The organism is Actinoplanes sp. NPDC049598, assembly GCF_040675435.1.
Taxonomy (GTDB): domain Bacteria; phylum Actinomycetota; class Actinomycetes; order Mycobacteriales; family Micromonosporaceae; genus Actinoplanes.
Map to the genome: position 1 here is coordinate 111,527 of NZ_JBFAOX010000001.1, position 18,611 is coordinate 130,137.

The 18,611-nt window shown below is 73.0% G+C and carries 22 protein-coding genes and 1 pseudogene; 10 read left to right on the top strand and 13 right to left on the bottom strand.

Annotated elements, in window-relative coordinates:
• The first annotated feature begins 17 nt into the window (after positions 1-17).
• Together AB0J66_RS00590 and AB0J66_RS00595 are read left to right on the top strand one after the other, a co-directional pair.
• Positions 18-1,133 (top strand): winged helix DNA-binding domain-containing protein, encoded by a 1,116-nt coding sequence (locus AB0J66_RS00590; RefSeq protein WP_364654432.1) that lies wholly within the window; start codon positions 18-20, stop codon positions 1,131-1,133.
• Entirely contained in the window at positions 1,130-1,492 is a 363-nt protein-coding gene (locus AB0J66_RS00595; protein WP_364654434.1) for a hypothetical protein, read from the top strand. Before AB0J66_RS00590 ends, AB0J66_RS00595 begins: the two co-directional genes overlap by 4 nt.
• On the opposite strand, the gene AB0J66_RS00600 is transcribed toward AB0J66_RS00595, so the two are convergent.
• The 4 genes from AB0J66_RS00600 to AB0J66_RS00615 are packed head-to-tail and all read right to left on the bottom strand — an operon-like array spanning position 1,470 to position 4,094.
• On the bottom strand, positions 1,470-2,138 hold the full coding sequence (locus tag AB0J66_RS00600) for a zf-HC2 domain-containing protein (RefSeq protein ID WP_364654435.1): 669 nt from the start codon (positions 2,136-2,138) through the stop codon (positions 1,470-1,472). The genes AB0J66_RS00595 and AB0J66_RS00600 overlap by 23 nt on opposite strands.
• Complete coding sequence (locus AB0J66_RS00605) at positions 2,135-2,671, bottom strand: sigma-70 family RNA polymerase sigma factor (RefSeq protein ID WP_364654437.1); 537 nt, start codon at positions 2,669-2,671, stop codon at positions 2,135-2,137. Before AB0J66_RS00605 ends, AB0J66_RS00600 begins: the two co-directional genes overlap by 4 nt.
• 8 nt (positions 2,672-2,679) lie before the next feature.
• Positions 2,680-3,762 carry a YncE family protein gene (locus AB0J66_RS00610; protein WP_364654438.1) on the bottom strand — a complete coding sequence of 361 codons (1,083 nt, stop codon included), beginning with the start codon at positions 3,760-3,762 and terminating at the stop codon, positions 2,680-2,682.
• 41 nt (positions 3,763-3,803) lie between these two features.
• Entirely contained in the window at positions 3,804-4,094 is a 291-nt protein-coding gene (locus AB0J66_RS00615) for a hypothetical protein (protein WP_364654439.1), read from the bottom strand.
• A gap of 96 nt (positions 4,095-4,190) precedes the next feature.
• On the opposite strand from AB0J66_RS00615, the gene AB0J66_RS00620 reads away from it, so the two are divergent.
• Positions 4,191-4,715 carry a hypothetical protein gene (locus AB0J66_RS00620; protein WP_364654440.1) on the top strand — a complete coding sequence of 175 codons (525 nt, stop codon included), beginning with the start codon at positions 4,191-4,193 and terminating at the stop codon, positions 4,713-4,715.
• On the opposite strand, the gene AB0J66_RS00625 is transcribed toward AB0J66_RS00620, so the two are convergent.
• Positions 4,702-5,391, bottom strand: a complete 690-nt coding sequence (locus AB0J66_RS00625; RefSeq protein WP_364654441.1) for a hypothetical protein — start codon at positions 5,389-5,391, stop codon at positions 4,702-4,704. The two genes, AB0J66_RS00620 and AB0J66_RS00625, sit on opposite strands and share 14 nt — an antisense overlap.
• Here AB0J66_RS00625 and AB0J66_RS00630 point away from each other — a divergent pair.
• Positions 5,381-5,699, top strand: a pseudogene (locus tag AB0J66_RS00630) (aldo/keto reductase); the annotation flags it as partial. The gene AB0J66_RS00625 and the pseudogene AB0J66_RS00630 sit on opposite strands and share 11 nt — an antisense overlap.
• A 29-nt stretch (positions 5,700-5,728) precedes the next feature.
• Here AB0J66_RS00630 and AB0J66_RS00635 read toward each other — a convergent pair.
• Positions 5,729-6,127: an OsmC family protein gene (locus AB0J66_RS00635; RefSeq protein WP_364654443.1), complete on the bottom strand. Its 399-nt coding sequence runs from the start codon at positions 6,125-6,127 to the stop codon at positions 5,729-5,731.
• An 85-nt stretch (positions 6,128-6,212) separates the two neighbouring features.
• Between AB0J66_RS00635 and AB0J66_RS00640 the strand changes: the two genes are divergently transcribed.
• The 3 genes from AB0J66_RS00640 (at position 6,213) to AB0J66_RS00650 (ending at position 8,458) form a co-directional block, all read left to right on the top strand.
• Positions 6,213-6,575, top strand: a complete 363-nt coding sequence (locus AB0J66_RS00640) for a hypothetical protein (protein ID WP_364654444.1) — start codon at positions 6,213-6,215, stop codon at positions 6,573-6,575.
• 156 nt (positions 6,576-6,731) lie between these two features.
• Positions 6,732-7,814: an aldo/keto reductase gene (locus tag AB0J66_RS00645; RefSeq protein ID WP_364654445.1), complete on the top strand. Its 1,083-nt coding sequence runs from the start codon at positions 6,732-6,734 to the stop codon at positions 7,812-7,814.
• A gap of 11 nt (positions 7,815-7,825) precedes the next feature.
• Positions 7,826-8,458 (top strand): helix-turn-helix domain-containing protein, encoded by a 633-nt coding sequence (locus tag AB0J66_RS00650; protein WP_364654446.1) that lies wholly within the window; start codon positions 7,826-7,828, stop codon positions 8,456-8,458.
• Here AB0J66_RS00650 and AB0J66_RS00655 read toward each other — a convergent pair.
• The 4 genes from AB0J66_RS00655 to AB0J66_RS00670 are packed head-to-tail and all read right to left on the bottom strand — an operon-like array spanning position 8,406 to position 11,961.
• Positions 8,406-8,996 (bottom strand): DedA family protein, encoded by a 591-nt coding sequence (locus AB0J66_RS00655; protein WP_364654448.1) that lies wholly within the window; start codon positions 8,994-8,996, stop codon positions 8,406-8,408. The genes AB0J66_RS00650 and AB0J66_RS00655 overlap by 53 nt on opposite strands.
• Before the next feature lie 52 nt (positions 8,997-9,048).
• Positions 9,049-9,672 (bottom strand): ThuA domain-containing protein, encoded by a 624-nt coding sequence (locus tag AB0J66_RS00660; protein ID WP_364654449.1) that lies wholly within the window; start codon positions 9,670-9,672, stop codon positions 9,049-9,051.
• Positions 9,669-11,294: a fatty acyl-AMP ligase gene (locus AB0J66_RS00665; RefSeq protein ID WP_364654450.1), complete on the bottom strand. Its 1,626-nt coding sequence runs from the start codon at positions 11,292-11,294 to the stop codon at positions 9,669-9,671. Before AB0J66_RS00665 ends, AB0J66_RS00660 begins: the two co-directional genes overlap by 4 nt.
• Positions 11,295-11,313: 19 nt before the next feature.
• Positions 11,314-11,961, bottom strand: coding sequence for an NAD(P)H-dependent oxidoreductase (locus tag AB0J66_RS00670; RefSeq protein WP_364654452.1), 648 nt, complete (start codon positions 11,959-11,961; stop codon positions 11,314-11,316).
• 136 nt (positions 11,962-12,097) lie between these two features.
• On the opposite strand from AB0J66_RS00670, the gene AB0J66_RS00675 reads away from it, so the two are divergent.
• The gene (locus AB0J66_RS00675) at positions 12,098-12,604 is read left to right on the top strand and encodes a MarR family transcriptional regulator (RefSeq protein WP_364654454.1); all 507 of its coding nucleotides are present in this window, start codon (positions 12,098-12,100) and stop codon (positions 12,602-12,604) included.
• Here the strand turns inward: AB0J66_RS00675 and AB0J66_RS00680 are convergent.
• From AB0J66_RS00680 to AB0J66_RS00690, 3 genes are read right to left on the bottom strand one after another with little or no spacing between them, the layout of a single operon-like run.
• Entirely contained in the window at positions 12,601-13,452 is an 852-nt protein-coding gene (locus AB0J66_RS00680; RefSeq protein ID WP_364654456.1) for an alpha/beta hydrolase, read from the bottom strand. The two genes, AB0J66_RS00675 and AB0J66_RS00680, sit on opposite strands and share 4 nt — an antisense overlap.
• A 54-nt stretch (positions 13,453-13,506) precedes the next feature.
• The gene (locus tag AB0J66_RS00685) at positions 13,507-14,634 is read right to left on the bottom strand and encodes an SGNH/GDSL hydrolase family protein (protein ID WP_364654457.1); all 1,128 of its coding nucleotides are present in this window, start codon (positions 14,632-14,634) and stop codon (positions 13,507-13,509) included.
• A 52-nt stretch (positions 14,635-14,686) separates the two neighbouring features.
• Entirely contained in the window at positions 14,687-16,912 is a 2,226-nt protein-coding gene (locus AB0J66_RS00690; RefSeq protein WP_364654458.1) for an AAA family ATPase, read from the bottom strand.
• Positions 16,913-17,125: 213 nt separating this feature from the next.
• Here AB0J66_RS00690 and AB0J66_RS00695 point away from each other — a divergent pair, with 213 nt between their 5' ends.
• Both AB0J66_RS00695 and AB0J66_RS00700 read left to right on the top strand, forming a co-directional pair.
• On the top strand, positions 17,126-17,830 hold the full coding sequence (locus AB0J66_RS00695) for a methyltransferase domain-containing protein (RefSeq protein WP_364654460.1): 705 nt from the start codon (positions 17,126-17,128) through the stop codon (positions 17,828-17,830).
• 11 nt (positions 17,831-17,841) lie between these two features.
• On the top strand, positions 17,842-18,450 hold the full coding sequence (locus AB0J66_RS00700) for a nucleotidyltransferase family protein (protein ID WP_364654462.1): 609 nt from the start codon (positions 17,842-17,844) through the stop codon (positions 18,448-18,450).
• Positions 18,451-18,611: the final 161 nt, after the last annotated feature.

An 18,611-nucleotide genomic window follows, 5' to 3' on the forward strand; every position in this document is an offset into this window, starting at 1 on the left:
CCGCGACCTGTGACCCGATGAAGCTCTCCCTGGACCAGGTCCGGTCGTGGCGCGTACGGCGGCAATTCCTCGACCGGCCGGCCGAGGCCACGGCCGAGCGGATCGTCGAGCGGCTCTGCGGCGTTCAGGCCCAGGTCGCCTCCGCCGCCGACCTGGCCGTCGCCGTGCGCCGTCCGTCACCGGGCCCGGGCGAGGCCGGGCCGGCCCTGGACCGCCGCCGGCTGATCAAGGTGTGGGCGATGCGGGGCACGCTGCACCTGCTCCCCGCCGGCGACGCGGCCGCCTACCTGAGTCTGATGGCGGCCGCGCGTACGTGGGAGAAGGGCGCCTGGCAGAAGACCTTCGCCACCACCGGCCAGATCGCGGCGATCGCCGAAGCGGCCCGCGAGGCCCTGCACGGGCGGGTGCTCACCCGGGCCGAGCTCACCGCCCGGATCCTCGAGCACACCCGCGACGAGTCGCTCGCCGAGCTGCTCGGCTCCGGGTGGGGCGCCGTGCTCAAGCCGCTGGCCTGGCAGGGCTACCTGTGCCACGGGCCGGGCGACGGCAACCGGGTCACCTTCACCAGCCCGGCCACGTGGCTCGACGGCTGGACCGGCCTGCCCGAGCCGGACGAGGCGGCCGGGCGCGTCATCCCCGCCTACCTGGGCGCCTACGGGCCGGCCACGATGGACACCTTCGACCAGTGGCTGATCCGCGGCGCGTCGAAGAAGGCGTCCCTGCGGAAGTGGTTCGCCGCGCTCACCCGGTCGGGCGAGCTGACCGAGGTGACCGTCGACGGCCGGGCGGCGTACGCCCGTACGGCCGACCTGGACGACATCGCCGCCGCCGAGCCGCTGCCCGGAGTCCGCCTCCTCCCGGCCTTCGACCAGTTCGTGCTGGGCCCCGGCACGAAGAACGAGGAGATCATCGCCGCCGGCCGCCGCGACATGATCAGCAAGGCCGCCGGCTGGATCTCACCCGTGGTCGTCCGCGAGGGCCGGGTCGCCGGCACGTGGGAGACCGGCGACGAGGGCTTCACCGTCACCCTGTTCCCCGAGGCCGGCGCCATCCCCGACGCCGACCTGTCCGCCGAGATCACCCGCCTGGCCGGGATCACCGGCGGCCGCCCCGATCTGACGGTGCGCCGATGACCACCCTGGGCCGCCCTCACCTGCGCGACCGCAATCTCGGCTGGACCGTCGCCGCGGCGCAGCTCGGCTACGCCGCCTGGTTCGCGCTCTGCATCTTCCTCACGCTGCGGCGCGCGGCCGAGGTCACCGGCCACTGGTACTTACCGTCAAGCGACGACCCGTACACCGCCGGCGCCGACATCTGGTCCGACTGGCCGTGGGCGACGTGGATTTCGCTGTCCGCGCCGATGGCCCCCATCGTGGCCGGTCTCAGCCTGATCGTCTCGGCCGCGATGTTCGTCACCGGCTACGCCCGCGGTCACCGCGCCCTGTTCATCACCATGATCGTCGGCGCCGTCAGGCGCCTATCGGAACGGTGACCAGGGGCTGGCCGGCGAAGGTCTCCAGAACGACGGAACGGACGTCGGCCGGGGCGACCAGGGCGGCCCCGTCGACGGTGGTGCCGGCCGTGGCGGCGGCCTCGGAGACGAGCCAGCTGCCGGCCTCGCGGCGCAGGCCGGAGCGGGCCACGACGACCAGGCGGCACTGCTGGCCGGGGGCGACGCCGGTGACCGCGGCGTTGACCCGGACCCAGCCGGCCGCGTCGCGCACGCGGATCGTCATGGCCGCGCCGGTGCTGTCGTCGGTGGCCGACGCGGTCCGGCCGGCGGCGGCCACCGGCGGCGGTGGTGGCGTCTCCGCCGGGGCCGAGGCCCGGCCGGCGACCGCGCCGCCGAGCAGCGCTACCGCGGCCGCGGCGGCCACCAACGCATACCGGCGGCGGTCGCCCTGAGCACGTACCGACCGCAGCGTGCGCTGCAGCAGCAGGTCGGCGCCGGCCGGTGGGCCCTCGATCAGCGCCTCCGGCGGGACCTCGCCGAGGGCGGACTCCATCTCCCGCAGGTCGCCCACCTCGCGGCGGCAGGCGGCGCAGTCGTGCAGGTGCTGCTGGACGGTGTCGTGCTCGGGCGGGTCGAGCACCCCGAGGACGTACGCGCCGAGCAGTTCGCTCTGGTGCTCGCTCATCCGGCGGCCCCCCTCACCGTGACCGGACGGTCGGCGATGACTTCCCGCAACCGTCTCAGGGCGTAGTAGCTGCGCGACTTCACGGTGCCCGGCGGCACGCCCAGCGACTCGGCCGTCTCGTCGACGCTGCGGCCCTGGAAGTACAGGAGGCGCAGCACGTCGCGGTGCTCCGGCGACAGCGTGTCCATCGCGCCCAGCACGACGATCGAGTCGACCACCGGCCCGGCGTGGTCGCGCTGGGTGGGGATGCTGCTGACCGTCTCGGCCACCTCGCTCGGGCGGGACCGCCGGGCCCGGTGCCGGTCGATCGCGAGGTTGCGGGTGACGGTGAACAGATATCCGCGTACGGATCCCTTGTCGTTGTTGAGGGCTTCCGGGTTGCGCCATGCGCGGATCAGGGTCTCCTGGACCACGTCCTCGCCCAGCGCCCGGTCACCCATCAACCGCGTGGCGTACGCGAGCAGCGCCCCGCCGTGCTCCTCGAAGAGCCGGCGGATGATCAGCTCGTCGGCGGTTTCCGAGCGTCGGCGCATGCCGCTGATCATTCCGGCGGCGACGGCGGCCGCTCAATCGCCCGGGAGGTGGATTGCCCGATTTGGAGGATACTTACGGTGTTGTCGTCGCCGTTGGTGACGTAGGCCGATCGCCCGTCCGGGGCGACCGCGACCGTGCGCGGGCTCCGGCCGACGCGCAGGGTGGCGGTCACCGTGCCGCTCCGGATCGCCATGACCGAGACCGTGTTGTCTTCTTCATTGACGACGTACGCGTGAGCGCTGTCGGCCGAGACGGCGACGCTCTGTGGTTTGCGGCCGACCGCGAACGGGCCGCGCCGACGCAGGGTGACGGCGTCGATGAGATCCACCGCGTTCGCGCCGTAGCAGGCGACGGCCACGGTCCGGCCGTCCGGGGCTACGTCGAGGCTGTGCGGCGCCGAGCTTACGGGGATCGAGCCGGTCCGGCGGTCGGTCCGCGTGTCGATCACCGACACGCGGTTCGACTCGTGGTCCGGGGTGAACGCGCGCGAGCCGGCGGCCGCGAAACCGACCGAGTGCGGGTTGGCGGCGACGCGGACCTGGCCTGCGGGTCTGTCGTCGGGGGAGAAGACGTCGAGGCGGGCGCTGCCGTGGATCGGGACCCACAGACGGCCGTCGGGGGCGACCGCGAGGTCGTACGGCTGGGTTCCGGTCCTGAGGTAGCTGATGACCCGGCGGGTGGCCGCGTCGAGGATGGCGACGCCGCTGCCGCTTCGGTCCTTTTCGAACATCGAGACGTAGACGCGGCGGCCGTCGCGGGAGACGGCGACGAAGCGCGCGGTGTTGCGTAGGGGCACCGGGGTGACGTAGCGCGATGCCACATCGATCACGGAGAGCGAACGCTCACCCTGGTTGGCTACGTAGACGGTGCGGCTGTCCGGTGACACTGCGACGCCCTCGGGCTCGGCGCCGACCGGTAACGTGGCCGTTACCGCCGGCCGGGCGACACTGACCGCGAGCAGTTGCAACGGCGGCCGCGGGGCCACCGGGGCGGGCGCGGGCTCCCGGCGCCGGGTGATCGCCAGGGCGAACAGGATCGTTAGTGCGACTAACGGTGCCGCGATCTTCGTCAGCAGCAAGCGAGCGGTCACGCTGTCCATGATGCCCGGATGAGGGTGATTCGCCGGATCAGTCAGCCGGTCGGGTCACCGGGAAGCGGATGACCTCGGCCAGGTGGTCCGGCTGCGGCGGCACCTCCCGAAGCTCCCCCCGCAGACGACGGACCAGGCGCCGCCACATCAGATCGGCGTCCTCCGGCACTCCCTCGATGAGCGCTTCCGGCGGCGAGCTGAGCGCTTCCGGCGGCGAGCTGAGCGCTTCCGGCGGCGAGCTGAGCGCTTCCGGCGGGCTGGGCGGCACGGGCGGCAAGCAGTTGTCGTTCCCCACGGCAGTCGGTACGGGCGTGGGGGCGCCGGCCGTTCAAGGGTCACCCGATCGGGTCTGAACCCGGGGCCGGGCCGGGCCGTGGTGGCGGTGAACCCGCCGAGGGGCGGGCCGGACAACAACCCCGGAGGACATCATGAACAAGCTCGCCCGCCGCCTCGCCGCCCTGACCACCCTGGCCGCCGGCCTCACGTTCGCCGCGCCGGCCGCCGCCCAGGCCGACGACGTCGAGCAGATGTGCAGCGGCTGGGACCAGTCGGCCCTCGTGGCCGACAGCCCGTCGTGGGGCCGGATCGCCCAGCGGATGTGCGTCCAGTGGGAGGGCGAGCAGGTCCGCCCGAAGGTCGAGATGCGCGTCGACTGGCCGTCCGGCTCGGCCGACCAGCTCGGCGCGTTCAAGCGGGTCGTGCTCGACCAGTACTGGATGGACTTCGACTACGAGACCCCGAGCGGCGCCACCGACTCGGTCCAGTGCGCCAACGACGCCCGCACCTTCGAGCCGTTCACCCAGGACGGCGGCGCCGTCGTCACCGGCTGCGTGGGTCCCTGGCTGGACAGCGAGGACGGCGACTTCTGGGTCAGCGGCTACGTCACCTTCCAGCGCGGCGGCACCCGGCAGGACCTCCCGGCCGCCGAGTGGTACGGCGTTACCTTCTCCTGACGTACGAGGTGACGCTGCATGGTGACCGGCGGCGGGAGCCGGCGGCGACGGCACCCCGATCAAGGGCTGGGCCCACGCTCAGCGGGTGGCGGTAGCGCTTGGCGCCGCGACGGTAGCGCAGCACATTGTGGGCGGCCCACAGCGTACGGAAATGCTCGCTGTAGGTGGAGAGCTCGCCGACGAGCCGGGCGATCTCCGGGTCGTCGGGGGTGCGGCCGGCCGAGGCCCGCGGGACGGCGGCGCCGTTGTGGGTGGCCTGCTCCCAGTCGCGGTAGAACTCGCGGGCCCGCGGGTCGAGCAGCTGGAACCGGAGCGTGTTGAACGGCTCGGTGAGGTCCGGCAGGGAGAAGACCGCGCGGCCGAGATGGTTGGCGTAGACGAAGTCCAGGCGGTCGTTCTGCAGGAAGGCCGGGGCGCTCGGGGCGTCCAGGACGCGGCGTAGCTCTGGACGAACCTGGGACGGCCGGGTTTGAGGAATCGGCGGGGCCTGCTGGATCGCGGAGACCAGGCGGAAGAAATGGTCGCGCTCGTCGGCGTCGAGCTGCAGCGCACGGGCGACCGCCTCGAGCACCTCGCGGGAGCCCCGGCCACCCGGCCCCGTTCGAGGCGGGTGTAGTAGTCGGCGCTGACGCCGGGCCTCCGAGGCGCGGCGCCGGCTGGCCAACCGGTTCGACATGACGATCCCGGCCAACCAGCGCAAGCTCGAGGCGGTCGAGCAGCTCGCCCCGCTGGCCGCCGAGGCCGGGCTGACCCCTGATCGAGCTGGCCCTCGCGTTCGTGCTGCGGCATCCGGCGATCACCGCCCCGATCATCGGTCCGCGCACCGTCGAGCACCTGGAGTCCCAGCCGGCCGCGGCCGACGTGGTGCTGACGGCCGACGTGCTCGACCGCATCGACGAGATCGTCCCGCCCGGCCTGACGATCAACCCGGCCGACAACAGCTGGCTCAACCCCCTGCTGGAGCCCTCCGCCCGGCGTCGCTGAGCACGGCCTCGGCGGTCGCGGTGCCGACTCTAGGGGCGCCCCGACCGCCGGACCGGCGCTCCGGCCCGGATCGTCCGCGGAATCTCCGCCACCTCGTCCACCCGCGCCAGCAGCCGCGCCACCTCGGCCTCGGACGCGCCCGAGTCGACCTCGATGCTGTAGTCGATCCCGGTCGAGGCCCAGCTCCCGGTGTCGAAGTCGCCCTCCGCGGTCACCCGGGCCCCCTCCAGGGGGATTTCCAGCGCCCGTGCCTCGCGATAAAGGTCGTTCAGTACGCAGCCGGCCGCCGCCAGATGCAGCAGATGCGCCCCCGTGAACTCCGCCTCGACCGTCACCCCCTCCTCGGTCCACCGATGCGGGAACCGCACCGCCCCTCCCTCCGGCGACCGCATCGACCCGGCCCCGACCACCACCGTGAACTGCCCCATCCCCTCATTGTTCTCCCTGAGCCCGTGTTCCGGCCCGGGTGACATACGGGCGCGACCCGGGGCCGCGATTCGCGAGGCTTCCCGCATGCTGAGTCTGGTCGATCCGCTGATCGCGCTGCTCCCGTGCGTGGGGGATTACCTGACGCTGGATCCGCTGGTGGATCTGGCGGCGACGCCGGCCGCGGTGGCGCAGATCGGGCTCAATGTGGTGCTCTTCGTTCCGCTCGGCTTTCTGCTTCGCTATCGCTTCGGGCGGGGAGTCCGGTCGGCCACCGCGGCCGGGTTGATCCGGTGCCCGCCTGGTCGCCCGACCTGGACCGGCCCGGCCTCGCCCGGCGTGGCCTGGCCGTGTCTGGCTGCCGGTCGCGCTTCTGCCGGCGGCGGACCGTACTGCCTGGGTGTTGACCGCGGCGGCGGTGATCGGTCTGTTGGCGCGCCTGCGCCGTGACCGCCGGACGGTGCTGGAGCTGGCCGCCGTCGCGGACGTCGTCACCCGTGCACGTGTCGGCAGCCTCACATAGTTTGGACTTGGCGGTTCAGTCTTTTCGCGCAAAAGTATGGACCAGGCGGTCCACGGCGGGTCGCAGAGACGGAAGAGGCAGGCATGAACCACTACTACTTGCTCGGGCGGTCGGGGCTGCGGGTCAGCCGGCTGGCGCTGGGCACCATGAACTTCGGGCTCGACGGCTTTCACAAGGCGTACGGGAAGACGGAGGAGGAGTCGGAGGCGATCTTCCGGGCGTACGTGGAAGAGGGTGGCAACTTCATCGACACCGCCGACTTCTACACCGCCGGGGAGAGCGAGCGGATCCTCGGCAGCCTCATCAAGCGGGCCGGCAATCGGGAGCGGCTGGTGCTGACCGGCAAGTTCACCAACACCATCGATCCCAGCGACCCCAACGCCAGCGGCAACGGGCGCAAGCACATCATCCGGGCCGTCGAGGCGTCGCTGAGGCGGCTCGGCACCGACTACCTCGACCTGTACCTGCTGCACACCTGGGACCGGATCACCCCGGTCGAGGAGGTCGTGCGGACGCTGGACGACCTCGTGCGGGCCGGGAAGATCCGGTACGCGGGGCTGTCCGACGTGCCCGCCTGGTACGCCGCGCGGGCCCAGAGCTACGCCGAGGCGAACGCGATGGCCCCGCTGGTCACCGTGCAGCTGCCGTACTCGCTGATCAACCGGGCCGTGGAGGCCGAGTTCGTGCCGATGGCGCAGAACCTGGGCATCGGCATCTCGGTGTGGAGCCCGATCGCCGGCGGCCTGCTCACCGGCAAGTACCGGCGGTCGGCCGACGGGGTGGAGGGCGCCGGGCGGCTGGCCGGCGGGGCGCCGATCGCCGAGCGCGACTGGCAGGTGATCGAGGCCCTGGCGGGCGTGGCCGCCGACCTGGGCCGCCCGATGGCCCAGGTGGCGATCAACTGGGTCGCCACCCAGCCCGGCGTCGCGTCGGTCGTGATGGGCGCGAGCAGCGCCGAGCAGGTGCGCGGCAACCTCACCGCGCTCGACTTCGACCTCCCGGCGGATGCGCGCCGCAAGCTCGACGAGGCGAGCGCGACCCCGGTGCCGGCCCCGTACTCGATGTTCACCCCGGAGTACCAGAGCTGGATCGTCAGCCCGGGTCTGGGCATCGGCGACAAGCCGGCCGGCTACCACCAGCCGATCCTCAACGCCGCCACGGCGTAGCTTTCTTGACCATGACCGGACTGACCGCCAAGGGCGCCGCGACCCGGGATCGGATCGTGCGCGCCGCGACCGATCTGATCCTGGAGCGTGGCGTCAACGGCATGACGCTCGACGAGATCCGCGTGGGCACGCGGACGAGCAAGAGCCAGCTCTTCCACTACTTCCCGGGCGGCAAGAGCGACCTGGTGGCCGCGATCGCCGGCTTCCAGAACTCCCGGGTGATGGCGGCCCAGGAACCGTGGATCGACGGGCTCGACTCGTGGGAGTCGTGGCAGGGCTGGAGGGACGCGGTCGTCGCCTACTACAGCAACCTGACCCACAAGTACTGCTCGGTCACCGCCCTGGTCAACGACGTCGCCCCGACCGACCCGGCCCTGGCCGCCCAGGTCGCCGCGCTGGCCGACCGCTGGCTCGATCAGCTGGCGGCCGGCCTGCGCCGCATGTGCGACAACGGCCTGCTGCGCGACGGCGCCGATCCCGATCGCCTGGCCTTGGCCGTCTTCGCCTCCCTGCAGGGCGGCCTGCTGGTGATGCAGGCCCGGGACGACATCGAGCCCCTCGCGGCCGCCCTCGACGGTGCCCTGACCATGCTCAGGGCGTGGGCGGCCGAGGACGACGGCGGCGGCGCCGGACGTACGCGATGAGGGCCAGCACCGCCACCGCGACGGCGATCAGCGCGTACCGGCTGGCGGTTTTGGCGATCTCCTCGATGTGGTCGCCGGCCAGGTATCCGGCGGTGGACCACAAGCCCACCCAGAGCAGGGCGCCCAGGGCGTTCCAGGCGATGAACTTGCGGTAGTGCATGCCGCTGAGGCCGGCCACGATGCCGTTGAACTGGCGCAGGCCCTCGACGAAGCGGGCCACCACGATGACCTTCGGGCCCTGCCGGGTCATGAACGCCTCGACCTTGTCCAGGCGCTGCGGGGTCAGCCGGACGTAGCGGCCGAAGCGGTGCACCAGCGGGCGCCCGCCGCGGCGGCCGATCTCGTAGCCGAGGGTGTCGCCGATGACGGCGGCCAGGAGGGCGACCGTGGCCACGCCGAGGAGGTCGAGGTGGCCGCTGCCGGCCGCGACGGCCCCGGCGATGATCGCGGTCTCGCCGGGGGCGGGGACGCCGAAACTCTCGACGAACACGACGCCGGCCACCCCGAGGTAGCCGAAGCGGTCGATGAGGTCGAGCACGCTGCCCACGCTAGGCCGCCCCGGCCGCCGCGACACGCGATGGCGACCGTCGTCACGAGGGTGAACCGGCCGCGTAGGCTATCCCGCTGCGGACGTGGGCGAGGAAATCCGGGTCGGCCCACGCCTGGTCGGTGTGCCCCAGCGCGGTGTACCACGACCGACCCCGACCGACCCGCCGCTGCCAGGCCTGCGGGTGCGGCGCCGGCATCGCGTAATCGCCCGGCGCGTAGGTCGACTCGTCGACGGTCAGCAGGATCTCCAGATCGTCGCGGACCTGGTCGAACCCGTACCACTCGTCGGTGAACTTCCACTCCTGGCCCGCCGGGCCGAGAAGCGTCGCCTGCTGTACGCCGTCCGGGTGGCCCCGGAAGCGCGCGCCGAGCAACTCGCCGTACCAGGGGTTGCTCAGCTCCGTGCCCGCGGCCGAGTGCACGCCGGCGAAACCGCCGCCGCCGAGCACGAACGACCGCAACTCGGCGCGCCCCCGCTCGTCGAGGACGTCGTCGGTGGTCGACAGGAACATGACCACGTCGAAGCTCGTGAGGTCGTGCAGCGCGGACGGATCCTCGCTGTGCTCGGCGCGTACCTCCGGGAAGTGGGAGACGGCCGCGACCGCGGCCGGAATCGACGCGTGGCGGTACCCGGCCGTCCGGGTGAAGACGAGCAGGCGGGTCATCCGAGCAGCTCCCGGGCGGCGCCGCGGCGCAGCTTGCCCGACGGGGTCTTGGGCAGCGAGCCCGGCGGCACGACCTTGACCGCGGCCGGCCGGGCGTCGATCTCGCTGACGATGCGCCGGGTCACCTCGCGGGCGATCCGATCGGCGCCGTCGGCCGCGTCACGCGACTCCACGATGACCGCGAACGACTCCCGGGGCCGGCCGTCGCCGGCGAGCAGGCGTACGGCCGCCACGTTGCCCTCGCGCACACCGGGGACGCGGCCGGCGGCGCGCTCGATGTCGGTCGGGTAGATGTTGCGGCCACCCATGATGATCACGTCCTTGCGCCGGCCGCAGACGACGATCTGCCCGTCGACCAGGTAGCCCTCGTCGCCGATGTCGAGCCAGCCGGCGGCGTCGCGGGCGGGCTCGTAGCCGTCGGGCGTCACGTACCCGTCGGTGACCGACTCGCCGCGCAGCTGGATCCGGCCGACCTGGCGCTCGGCCAGCGGCTTGTCGTCCTCGTCGACCACCCGCACCTCGACCGTGGGGAAGGGCCGGCCGAGTTTGGGCAGCCGGCGGGTGCCTGCTTTGTCCGGCACCGCCTTTTTGTCCTCTTCCAGCGCCGACGCGTCCACGACGTCGAGCAGCATCGGGTCCGCCATGGCCGACATCGAGATGACCAGGGTGCTCTCGGCGGCGCCGTAGCAGCAGTTCACGGCGGTCGGGCGCAGGCCGAATCGGCTCGCCGTCTCGACGAACGCGGTCATGGTGGCCGGGTCGATCGGCTCGGCGCCGTTGCCGGCCACCCGCAGTTTCGACAGGTCGAGCTCGCCGTCGGGCAGACGCGCCAGCTGCCGGGCCAGCACGGCCCAGGCGAAGTTGGGGGCGGTGGTGATGGTCCCGCCGTACCGGCTCATCAGCTCGGCCCACAGCAGTGGGCGGCTCAGGAAGTCGGTGGGCGTGACGCTGACCAGCTCCAGCCCGCTGAGCATGGGCAGCAGCAGACACCCGACCATGCCCATGTCGTGGAACATCGGCAGCCATGAAACCATCACGCCGCTCTCGTCGCAGCCCAGGTGGCGCGCGGAGTCGGTGACGTTGGCGTACAGGTTGCGGTGGGTGATCCGCACGGCCTTCGGCTCGGCGGTGGATCCGCTGGTCAGCTGGAGCAGCGCGACGTCGTCCTCGTCGCTTTGGGCGACCTCGCCGAGCGGCGGGCTCTGGATCAGCTCGTCGGCCAGGTGGTGCTTGATGCCGTACGCGGCCAGGACCGGGATCACCGCCTCGAAGGGCGCCCCGACCACGACCGCCCGCGCGCCGATCATCCGCAGCACGCGCACGGTGTCGTCGCGCCAGGCCTCCAGGTCGGTCCGGGGCGTGGGCTGGTGCAACATCGTCATGCTCCCGCCGGCCAGCCACACGGCCTGCGCGACGGGAGCGATCTGGACCGGCTGACCAGCCAGCACAGCAACGGCCTGACCCGGCTCGAGGCCGCCGGCGACGAGCCCGCCGGCGGCCCGGCGGGCCTCGTCGTGCACCTCGGCCCAGGTGCGCCGAAGGGGGTGGCCCGGTTCACCGGTGACCATGCCGGTGCGGGCCCGGGCGGCGTTCGCGATGACTGCGTCGACGAATCGGCTCACCCGTTCACAGTGCCCGACCTCAGATGCCGTTGGGAAGAGCGCCGAGCGCCTTGCCGGCCTCGCGGGCGGCGTCGAGCGCGGCCGCGTGCATGGCGGCGGCGGTGTCGGTGAAGGCGTCCAGCGCCGGGTTCTCGCCGACCAGGGTGAACTCGCGCTCGACGATGGTCAGGTCGGCGCCCCACATGTCGGCGATGACGCGCTTGAGGTACGGGGTGGAGTGGTCCCAGCCCTCGCGCGGGGTGCCCACGCCGTACGCGCCGCCGCGCACCGTGGCCAGCACGACCGGCTTGCCCTGCAGGAACGGCTGGCCGAAGGCGTTGGGGGCGGTCAGCAGCAGGTCGACGTACGTCTTGAAGTGCTGCGAGACGCCGTAGTTGTAGAGCGGGACGGCGAACAGGATGGCGTCGGCGCTGCTCAGCTCGTCGGCCAGGGTCTGGGCCAGGGCCACGGCCTTGCGCTGCTCGGGGGTGCGGGCGGCCTCGTCGGTGGCGCCGCCGGCCACGGCGTTGGCCCAGGCGGTGGCGGGCACCGGGTCGACGCCGATGTGGCGGTTGACGACCTTGTCGCCGGGGTGGGAGGCGAGCCACTCCTGCTCGACGATGTCGGCGATCTCGCGGCTCTTGGAGCCCTCGATGCGGATGCTGGCGTCCAGGCGGAACAGGGTCACGGGACTTCTCCTCGGTTCGTTCTCATCTTGAACTTCAAGCTTGAAGCCAACGTAGCATGTTCACTTCAAGCTTGAATTGGGAGAAGGATCACGTCCGTTTCCGGGAGGGTCGCGCCCGCGCCGTACTCTTCTGGGCATGGCGGAGGAAACGCGGTGGCTCGACGATCAGGAGCGCGAGGCTTGGATCTCGCTGTCCCGGCTGATGTTCCAGTTGCCGTCCGCGCTCGACGCCCAGCTGCTGCGCGACAACAACATCACGCTCTTCGACTACATGGTGCTGAGCGGCCTTTCCATGTCCGAGGGCCGCACGCTGCGGATGAGCGAGCTGGCGCGCATGATCGCGAGCTCGCTGTCCCGCCTGTCCAATGTGGTGAAGCGCCTGGAGACGCGGGGCCTGCTGCGCCGTGAGCCCGACCCGTGCAACGGCCGCTACACGGTCGCCATCCTCACCGACGCCGGCTGGGACCTGGTCGTGCGGGCGGCGCCGGGCCACGTCGATGCGGTCCGGCGCTACGTCATCGACGGGCTGACCGACGACCAGGTCAAGGCGCTGCGCGAGGTCGCCTGCCACGTCACCGCGCGCGTGCAGGCCGGGGAGGCGGAGTGCACCGCCCACCCGGCCGAGGACCGGGTGGCCGGTTAGCTCAAGGTTGCGCGCAGCTTGGCCGCGAAGCCGTCGGGGTCGCCGGTCATGCCGAACTCGCCGCCCAGGAAGCCGCCGTGGTGGCTCGGGAAGGTGACCGGCTCCGTGCCGAGGCGGGCGGCGACGCCCTCGCCGCCGCGGTGGGCCAGCTCGCCCACCGACTCGGCTCCGACCGCCACCACGATCCGGGTCGGCGCCGCCTTGAGCGCGTCGAAGTCGTGCTCGTAGAGCGTGCACGACATCAGGTTCTGCCCCAGCAGCGGGTCGCTGCGGTCGCCGTTGTCCTCGGCCGGGAGCCCGAACTGGGTGGGGTCGGGCGTGGGCTGGTCGGCGAAGCCGGCCGGGATGGTCCCCTTGGCCCCGGTGAGCAGGAAGAACTTCACCATCGCGGGGCCCACGCCCGACTTCTGGTACGTCTCGTGGATGTCGGCCGTGGCCGCGGTGGCCGTCTCCCGGTCGGCCAGCACCTGCAGCGTCGGCGGCTCGTGGGCGACCAGCGTGCGCACCAGCGACGGGTGCCGCGCGACCAGGGCGAGGGCGTTCACGGCGCCGCCGCTGCTGGCGAACACGTCGACCGGGCCGCCGACCTCGGCGATGACGGCCGCCAGGTCGTCGGCGTGCTCGTCCGGGGTCGACTCGACGGCGCCGTCGGTGCGCTCGCTGCGGGCGATCCCGCGCGGGTCGTAGGTGACGACCGTACGGTCCGGGAAGTGCCCGGCGAGCGTCGTGAACCCCTCGGCCTGCATCGGCGAGCCGACGAGCAGCAGGACCGGCCCGGCACCCGGGCGTACGTCATAGGTCAGCACCGCGCCGGGGGTGGCGAGGGTATGGGTCTCTGGCTGGTTCACCTTCGTGGTCCCTTCTCGAAGTCCTGCCCGGTAGACCCGCGCCCCCGCGCGAACTCATCGGTCGCCGAGAACGATTCCGGTGAAGCGGCCGGCGATCAGGCGATGGGTGGCCGGATCGGGGTGCAGGCGGTCGGGCAGCGGGAAGGCGGCGGCGTCGCTCTCGCCGTACAGCTCGAGGCCGTTGACGTAGGTCAGGTTTTTGTCGTTGCGCTCCCCGGCGATGCGCGCCAGCTCGTCGCGGATGACGCGCAGGGTCAGCTTGCTCGGGTCGGGCGTGCCGGTGGCGATGAACTTGACCTCGCCGGCCCGGAGGGCTTCGAGGTCGAAGGCGCCGGGGCCGGGAGTGTCCTCGTGGATCTCGCAGTAGATCGGGGAGACGAGCACGAGCGGCGTCTCCGGGTGGCCGTCGCGGATGGTGTCGAGGAAGCCGTGCACGGCCGGGGCGAAGGCGCGGCGGCGCATCAGGTCGGCGTTGACCAGGTTGATGCCCAGCTTCAGGGAGATGAGATCGGCCGGGGTGTCGCGGATGACGCGGGCCACGAACGGGTCGAGCAGGGCGCTGCCGCCGAAGCCCAGGTTGACCAGGTCGACGCCGGCCTGCCGGGCGGCCAGGGCGGGCCAGGTGGCGGACGGGGTGGCGGCGTTGGAGCCCTGGCTGATGGAGCTGCCGTGGTGCACCCAGACCGGGCGGCCGGTGGGCGCGGCCGCCTCGACCGGGGCGTCGGTGCGCAGGGCCACCACCTCGGTGGTCTCGTTGTGCGGCAGCCAGATCTCGATGGTCTTGTCGCCCGCGGGCAGCCCGGTGAAGGCAACGGGTACGGGAGCCCCGGGCCGGTAGTCGGAGGTGCCGGCGGCCATGTCGACGGTGAGGACGTTGCCGCCGTCCGCGGTGGCCGAGGCGGTCGGGACGCCGTCGACGAGGAGGTCGTAGACGCCCTCGGGGCGCGGGGGTATCCCGGTGTAGACCCGTTTCGTCGGCAGGGTGAGCAGTTCGATCGTCGTGGCGGCGGTGCGGAAGACGACGCGGACGCCGGACGGTTGCGCCTCGACCATGGCCAGCTGCGGATCGGCGGTCTGGGCGCGGGCCCACGCGGGAAGCCGGTGGGGGAGCAGGCCGGCGGCGGTGGGCTCGAGCTCGGCCCCGCCGCGGACGAAATCGGCGCTGAGCCTGGTGGTGATCATGGTGTGCTCCCCTCATCGCTTCCTAAGCCCAGTATGCAGCTGCCTAAAGCATTTAGGCAAATGGCCGGGAGAGGCGGTCGAGCAGGACGGCGGCGGAGCGGCCCCAGGCGGGCAAGCCCTTGCGGTGGGCCAGGTGCAGAGCGGTGCGGGCGGGTTCCGGGTCGTCGAGGAGCTCGGCCAGGGCGATGTGGGCCGGGATCAGGGGCCAGGCCGCGCCGACCCGGCCCGCCTCGGCGATCAGGGCCCGGAGGTCCGCCTCGGCCTCGGTGCGGCGGCCGGTCCGGGCCCGGAGCCGGCCCAGGTGCAGCCGGGCGTCCAGCATGGTCGACGGGAGCCGATCGGGGCGGGCCACGAAGCGCAGGATCCGCTCCTCCAGGCCGTCCCAGTGGCCGGTGGCCAGGTCGAGGGCGTGCTCGGTGAGCTCCACGACCGGGCGGATCCGCTCGTACTCGGCCGCGGCCGGCATGCCCCGGGCCACCGTGAGCAGCTGGGCCGCCCGGTCGTGGCGGCCAGTGTGCAGGGCGCCCTGGGCCCAGTTCAGGCAGGCGCGCAGGTGGTCGCGGGGGTGGCCGGCGAAGCGGGCGTCGGTCAGGGCCACCCGCACGGCCGGCCAGGCGCCGGGGTCGTCCAGCTCCAGCCGCAGCGACAGCTCGGCGATCTCGACCGACAGCAGCGCCGACGGGTCGCCGGACTGCTCGGCCGCCTCCCGGGCCGCCGCGCAGTACCGCCGGTGGTCGTCGGCGTGCCGGGCCAGCACGGTGTCCGGGGCCGACAGGATGGCCAGCGCCCGCGCCCGCCGGCCGTGGTGGGCCAGATAGGGGACCGCCCGCTCGATCTCCTCGTACCCCGCCGCGGCCTCACCCTGCTGCCGCAGCATGCGGCCCAGGGCCAGACCGAGCTCGCCGCGGGACCCGGGCGGCAGCTTGCGATCGCCCAGCAGGTGCCGCAGCACCGGAATCGCCTCGGCCTGGGTGACCCCCTCGACCGCCGAGCGGCCCAGCTTGCCCGCCAGACGCGCCCGCTGCCGGCGCGGCAACTCCGAATGCTCCATGGTGGCCAGCAGGAACCGGGCCGCCGTGGCGTCGTCGCCGCGCGCGGTGGCCAGATCGGCCGCGGCCTCGGCGTTGCGCACGTGGTCGGCCGGGCTGCCCGCGAGCCGGTAGTGGTGGGCCAGCTGGGCGACCGGCCGCGGGACCTGCCGTTCCAGCACCCGGGCGCAGCGCAGGTGCAGCATCCGCCGGGTGACCGCGGGCAGCAACTCGTAGACGACCTGACGGGCCAGCGTGTGCCGGAACCGGTTCTCCCCGTGCAGCAGCCCGGCCTCGGCCGCCCGTTCCAGGGCCGCCTCCACCCTGGCCCGCGGCAGGTCGAGCACGACGGACAGGGCCGGCGCCTCCGCGACCATGCCCAGCACGGCCGCCGCGCCGAGGATGTCGCGGGTCGGCTCGTCCAGCGGCCGCATGCGCCACAACAGGACGTCACGCAGCAGGGCCGGCACGGCCACGTCGCCCAGCACGTCGCCCAGCAGGTCGGGGCGCTGGTCGATGCGGTCGATCTCGTGCCGTTCGACCAGGGAGCGCACCACCTCCTCGACCAGGAACGGCACCCCGGCCGTACGCTCGAAGAGCTGATCGACGAAGACCGGTGGCAGCACGTCGCGGCGTAGCAGGGTCTCGGCCAGCGAACCGACCTCCGGAGTGGACAGTGGGGCCAGCGGCACGACGGTCGCGGGCAGCCCGACCGGCTCCCGCGTCGTCATGACGACCGAAAGACCCGGGACCGGGTACGCGGCCAGGTAGCGCACGAACTCCAGGGTGACCGGATCCGCCATGTGCAGGTCCTCGAGCGCGACCACGACCGGGGCCAGCGCCCCGAGCAGCGTGGCCATGGCCCGCAGCAGCCGGGCCCGCTCGGCCTGCGGATCGGCCAGGGCGGGCGGCGCCGGATAGGCCGCCAGCGCCGGCAGATAGGGGGCGAACACGCCGACCGAAGGATCGAGGCCGGCCGGCAGCGACGGCGCCCACAACCGCAATCCATCCAGGATCGGCCCGAGCGGCAGGGGTTCCCGCAGGTCGTCGCAGTGGGCCACGACGACCCGGCCCGGCGCGGCGGTCAGCGCCTCGGCCACCAGCCGGGTCTTGCCGACCCCGCCCTCGCCGGTGACCAGGACGGCCGACGGGGGAACGGCGAGCGCGGCCCGCAGCACGGCGAGCTCACGCTCGCGGCCGACGAAGGCGCGGACCCCGTGCAGGTTGAAGGCGGCGGAAAGCGGAAACACCGACGCCGAATGTAGCGCCGGGACCCCGCGGACGGCACCTCCGCGGGGTCCCGGCCGCCGGCTCATCTCGTGACGCTGACCATGCTGGTGCCATCTTTGGACATGAGGCGACCGTACGAACCGTGCCCGCTCGATGGCCAGAGCCCAGGGGCGCCCGGAAACACACCTGTAACTCGATAGGTAGTTCCGGGAAACACGTGATGAGGTGGCATCATGACGTCCTCACCGGGCCGGCTCTTCGACGAGGTGCCCGAGCTGTACGACCGGGCCCGCCCCGCCTACCCCGGCCAGGTCTTCACCGACCTCGCCGCCCTCGTGCCCGGCCGCTCCGCCCTGGAGATCGGCTGCGGCACCGGCCAGGCCACCCGCGCCCTGGCCGCCCGTGGCTGGTCGGTGGTCGCCCTCGAGCCCGGCCCCGCCCTCGCCGCCCTGGCCCGCCGCAACCTGGCCGCCTTCCCGAACGTCACCGTCGAGAACGCCACCTTCGAGGAGTGGGACCCCCGCGGCCGCCACTTCGACGTGGTGGTCGCCGCCTCCTCCTGGCACTGGGTCGACCCTGTCATCGGCCCGCCCCGAGCCGCGGCCCTGGCCGACCACCTGGCCCTCATCGACAACACCGTCGTCCGCCGCCCCGGCGAGCCCGAGATGTACGCCCTGACGGCCGACCTGCACGAGCGCTACAGCCCCGGCAACCCCGCCTGGGGCCACCCACCCCTGGAAGCCGACGTGCTGGCCCAGCCCGGCCGCTGGTACCCGCACGTCCAATGGCTCGCCGGCCCCGCCATGGCCGACCTGCTCCGCACCCAGTCGATCTGCCGCAGCCTCACCCCCGACGTCCGCGAACCCCTCCTCGACGCGATAGCCGCCCGCATCACCGAGCCGATCCCGCGCCGCTACCTGTGCTCCCTCCGTCTCTAGGGTTGGTCCTCGTGGCAGAGCGCAGAGACGACCCGGACAGTGAGCTGGCGGGAATCGTCGCCGGCAGCGAGTGGATGATGCGCGTGCTCACGGCGGTGCGCGACGAGGCGGTGCCGGACGCCTGGGTGGGCGCCGGGGTCCTGCGGGACCTGGTCTGGGGGGAGCGGTACGGGACCGGCTTCGCCGCCGAGCGGGTACGCGACGTGGACGTGGCCTTCTTCGACCCGCACGACCTGAGCCGGGCCAACGACGACCGCGTCACCGAACGGCTGGCGCGGCGCCGACCCGGCGTCCCCTGGGAGGCGAAGAACCAGGCCGCCGTCCACACCTGGTACCCGGCGAAGTTCGGCGGCGACCCGGTCGCCCCGCTGACCTCGATCGCCGACGCCGTCGCCACCTGGCCGGAAACGGCAACCGCGGTAGCCGTACGCCTACACGCGACCGGCGACCTCGAGGTGTGCGCCCCGCTCGGCGTGACCGACCTCCTCGACGGCATCTGGCGCCGCAACCCCCGCCGGGTCAGCGTGGAGCGGTCCCGTGCCCGCCTCGAACGCCACCAGCCCCACATCCGCTGGCCCCGCGTGACAGTCATCCCACCCGAGCCCGATGTCCCCGAGTGACAGGGCCCGAGCGGCCGTGGCCGGGTAGGGTCAGCAGCCTGCCGGCGTTGTCGCTCGGTCGGGGCTTCGCCGGCTCCTGACGTAGTCCATGTATTCCGCGCCGGCCACCGCATGGGTGACCCAGCGATCCGGACGGGCGCCGGTGAGGCGTTCGGCGAGCG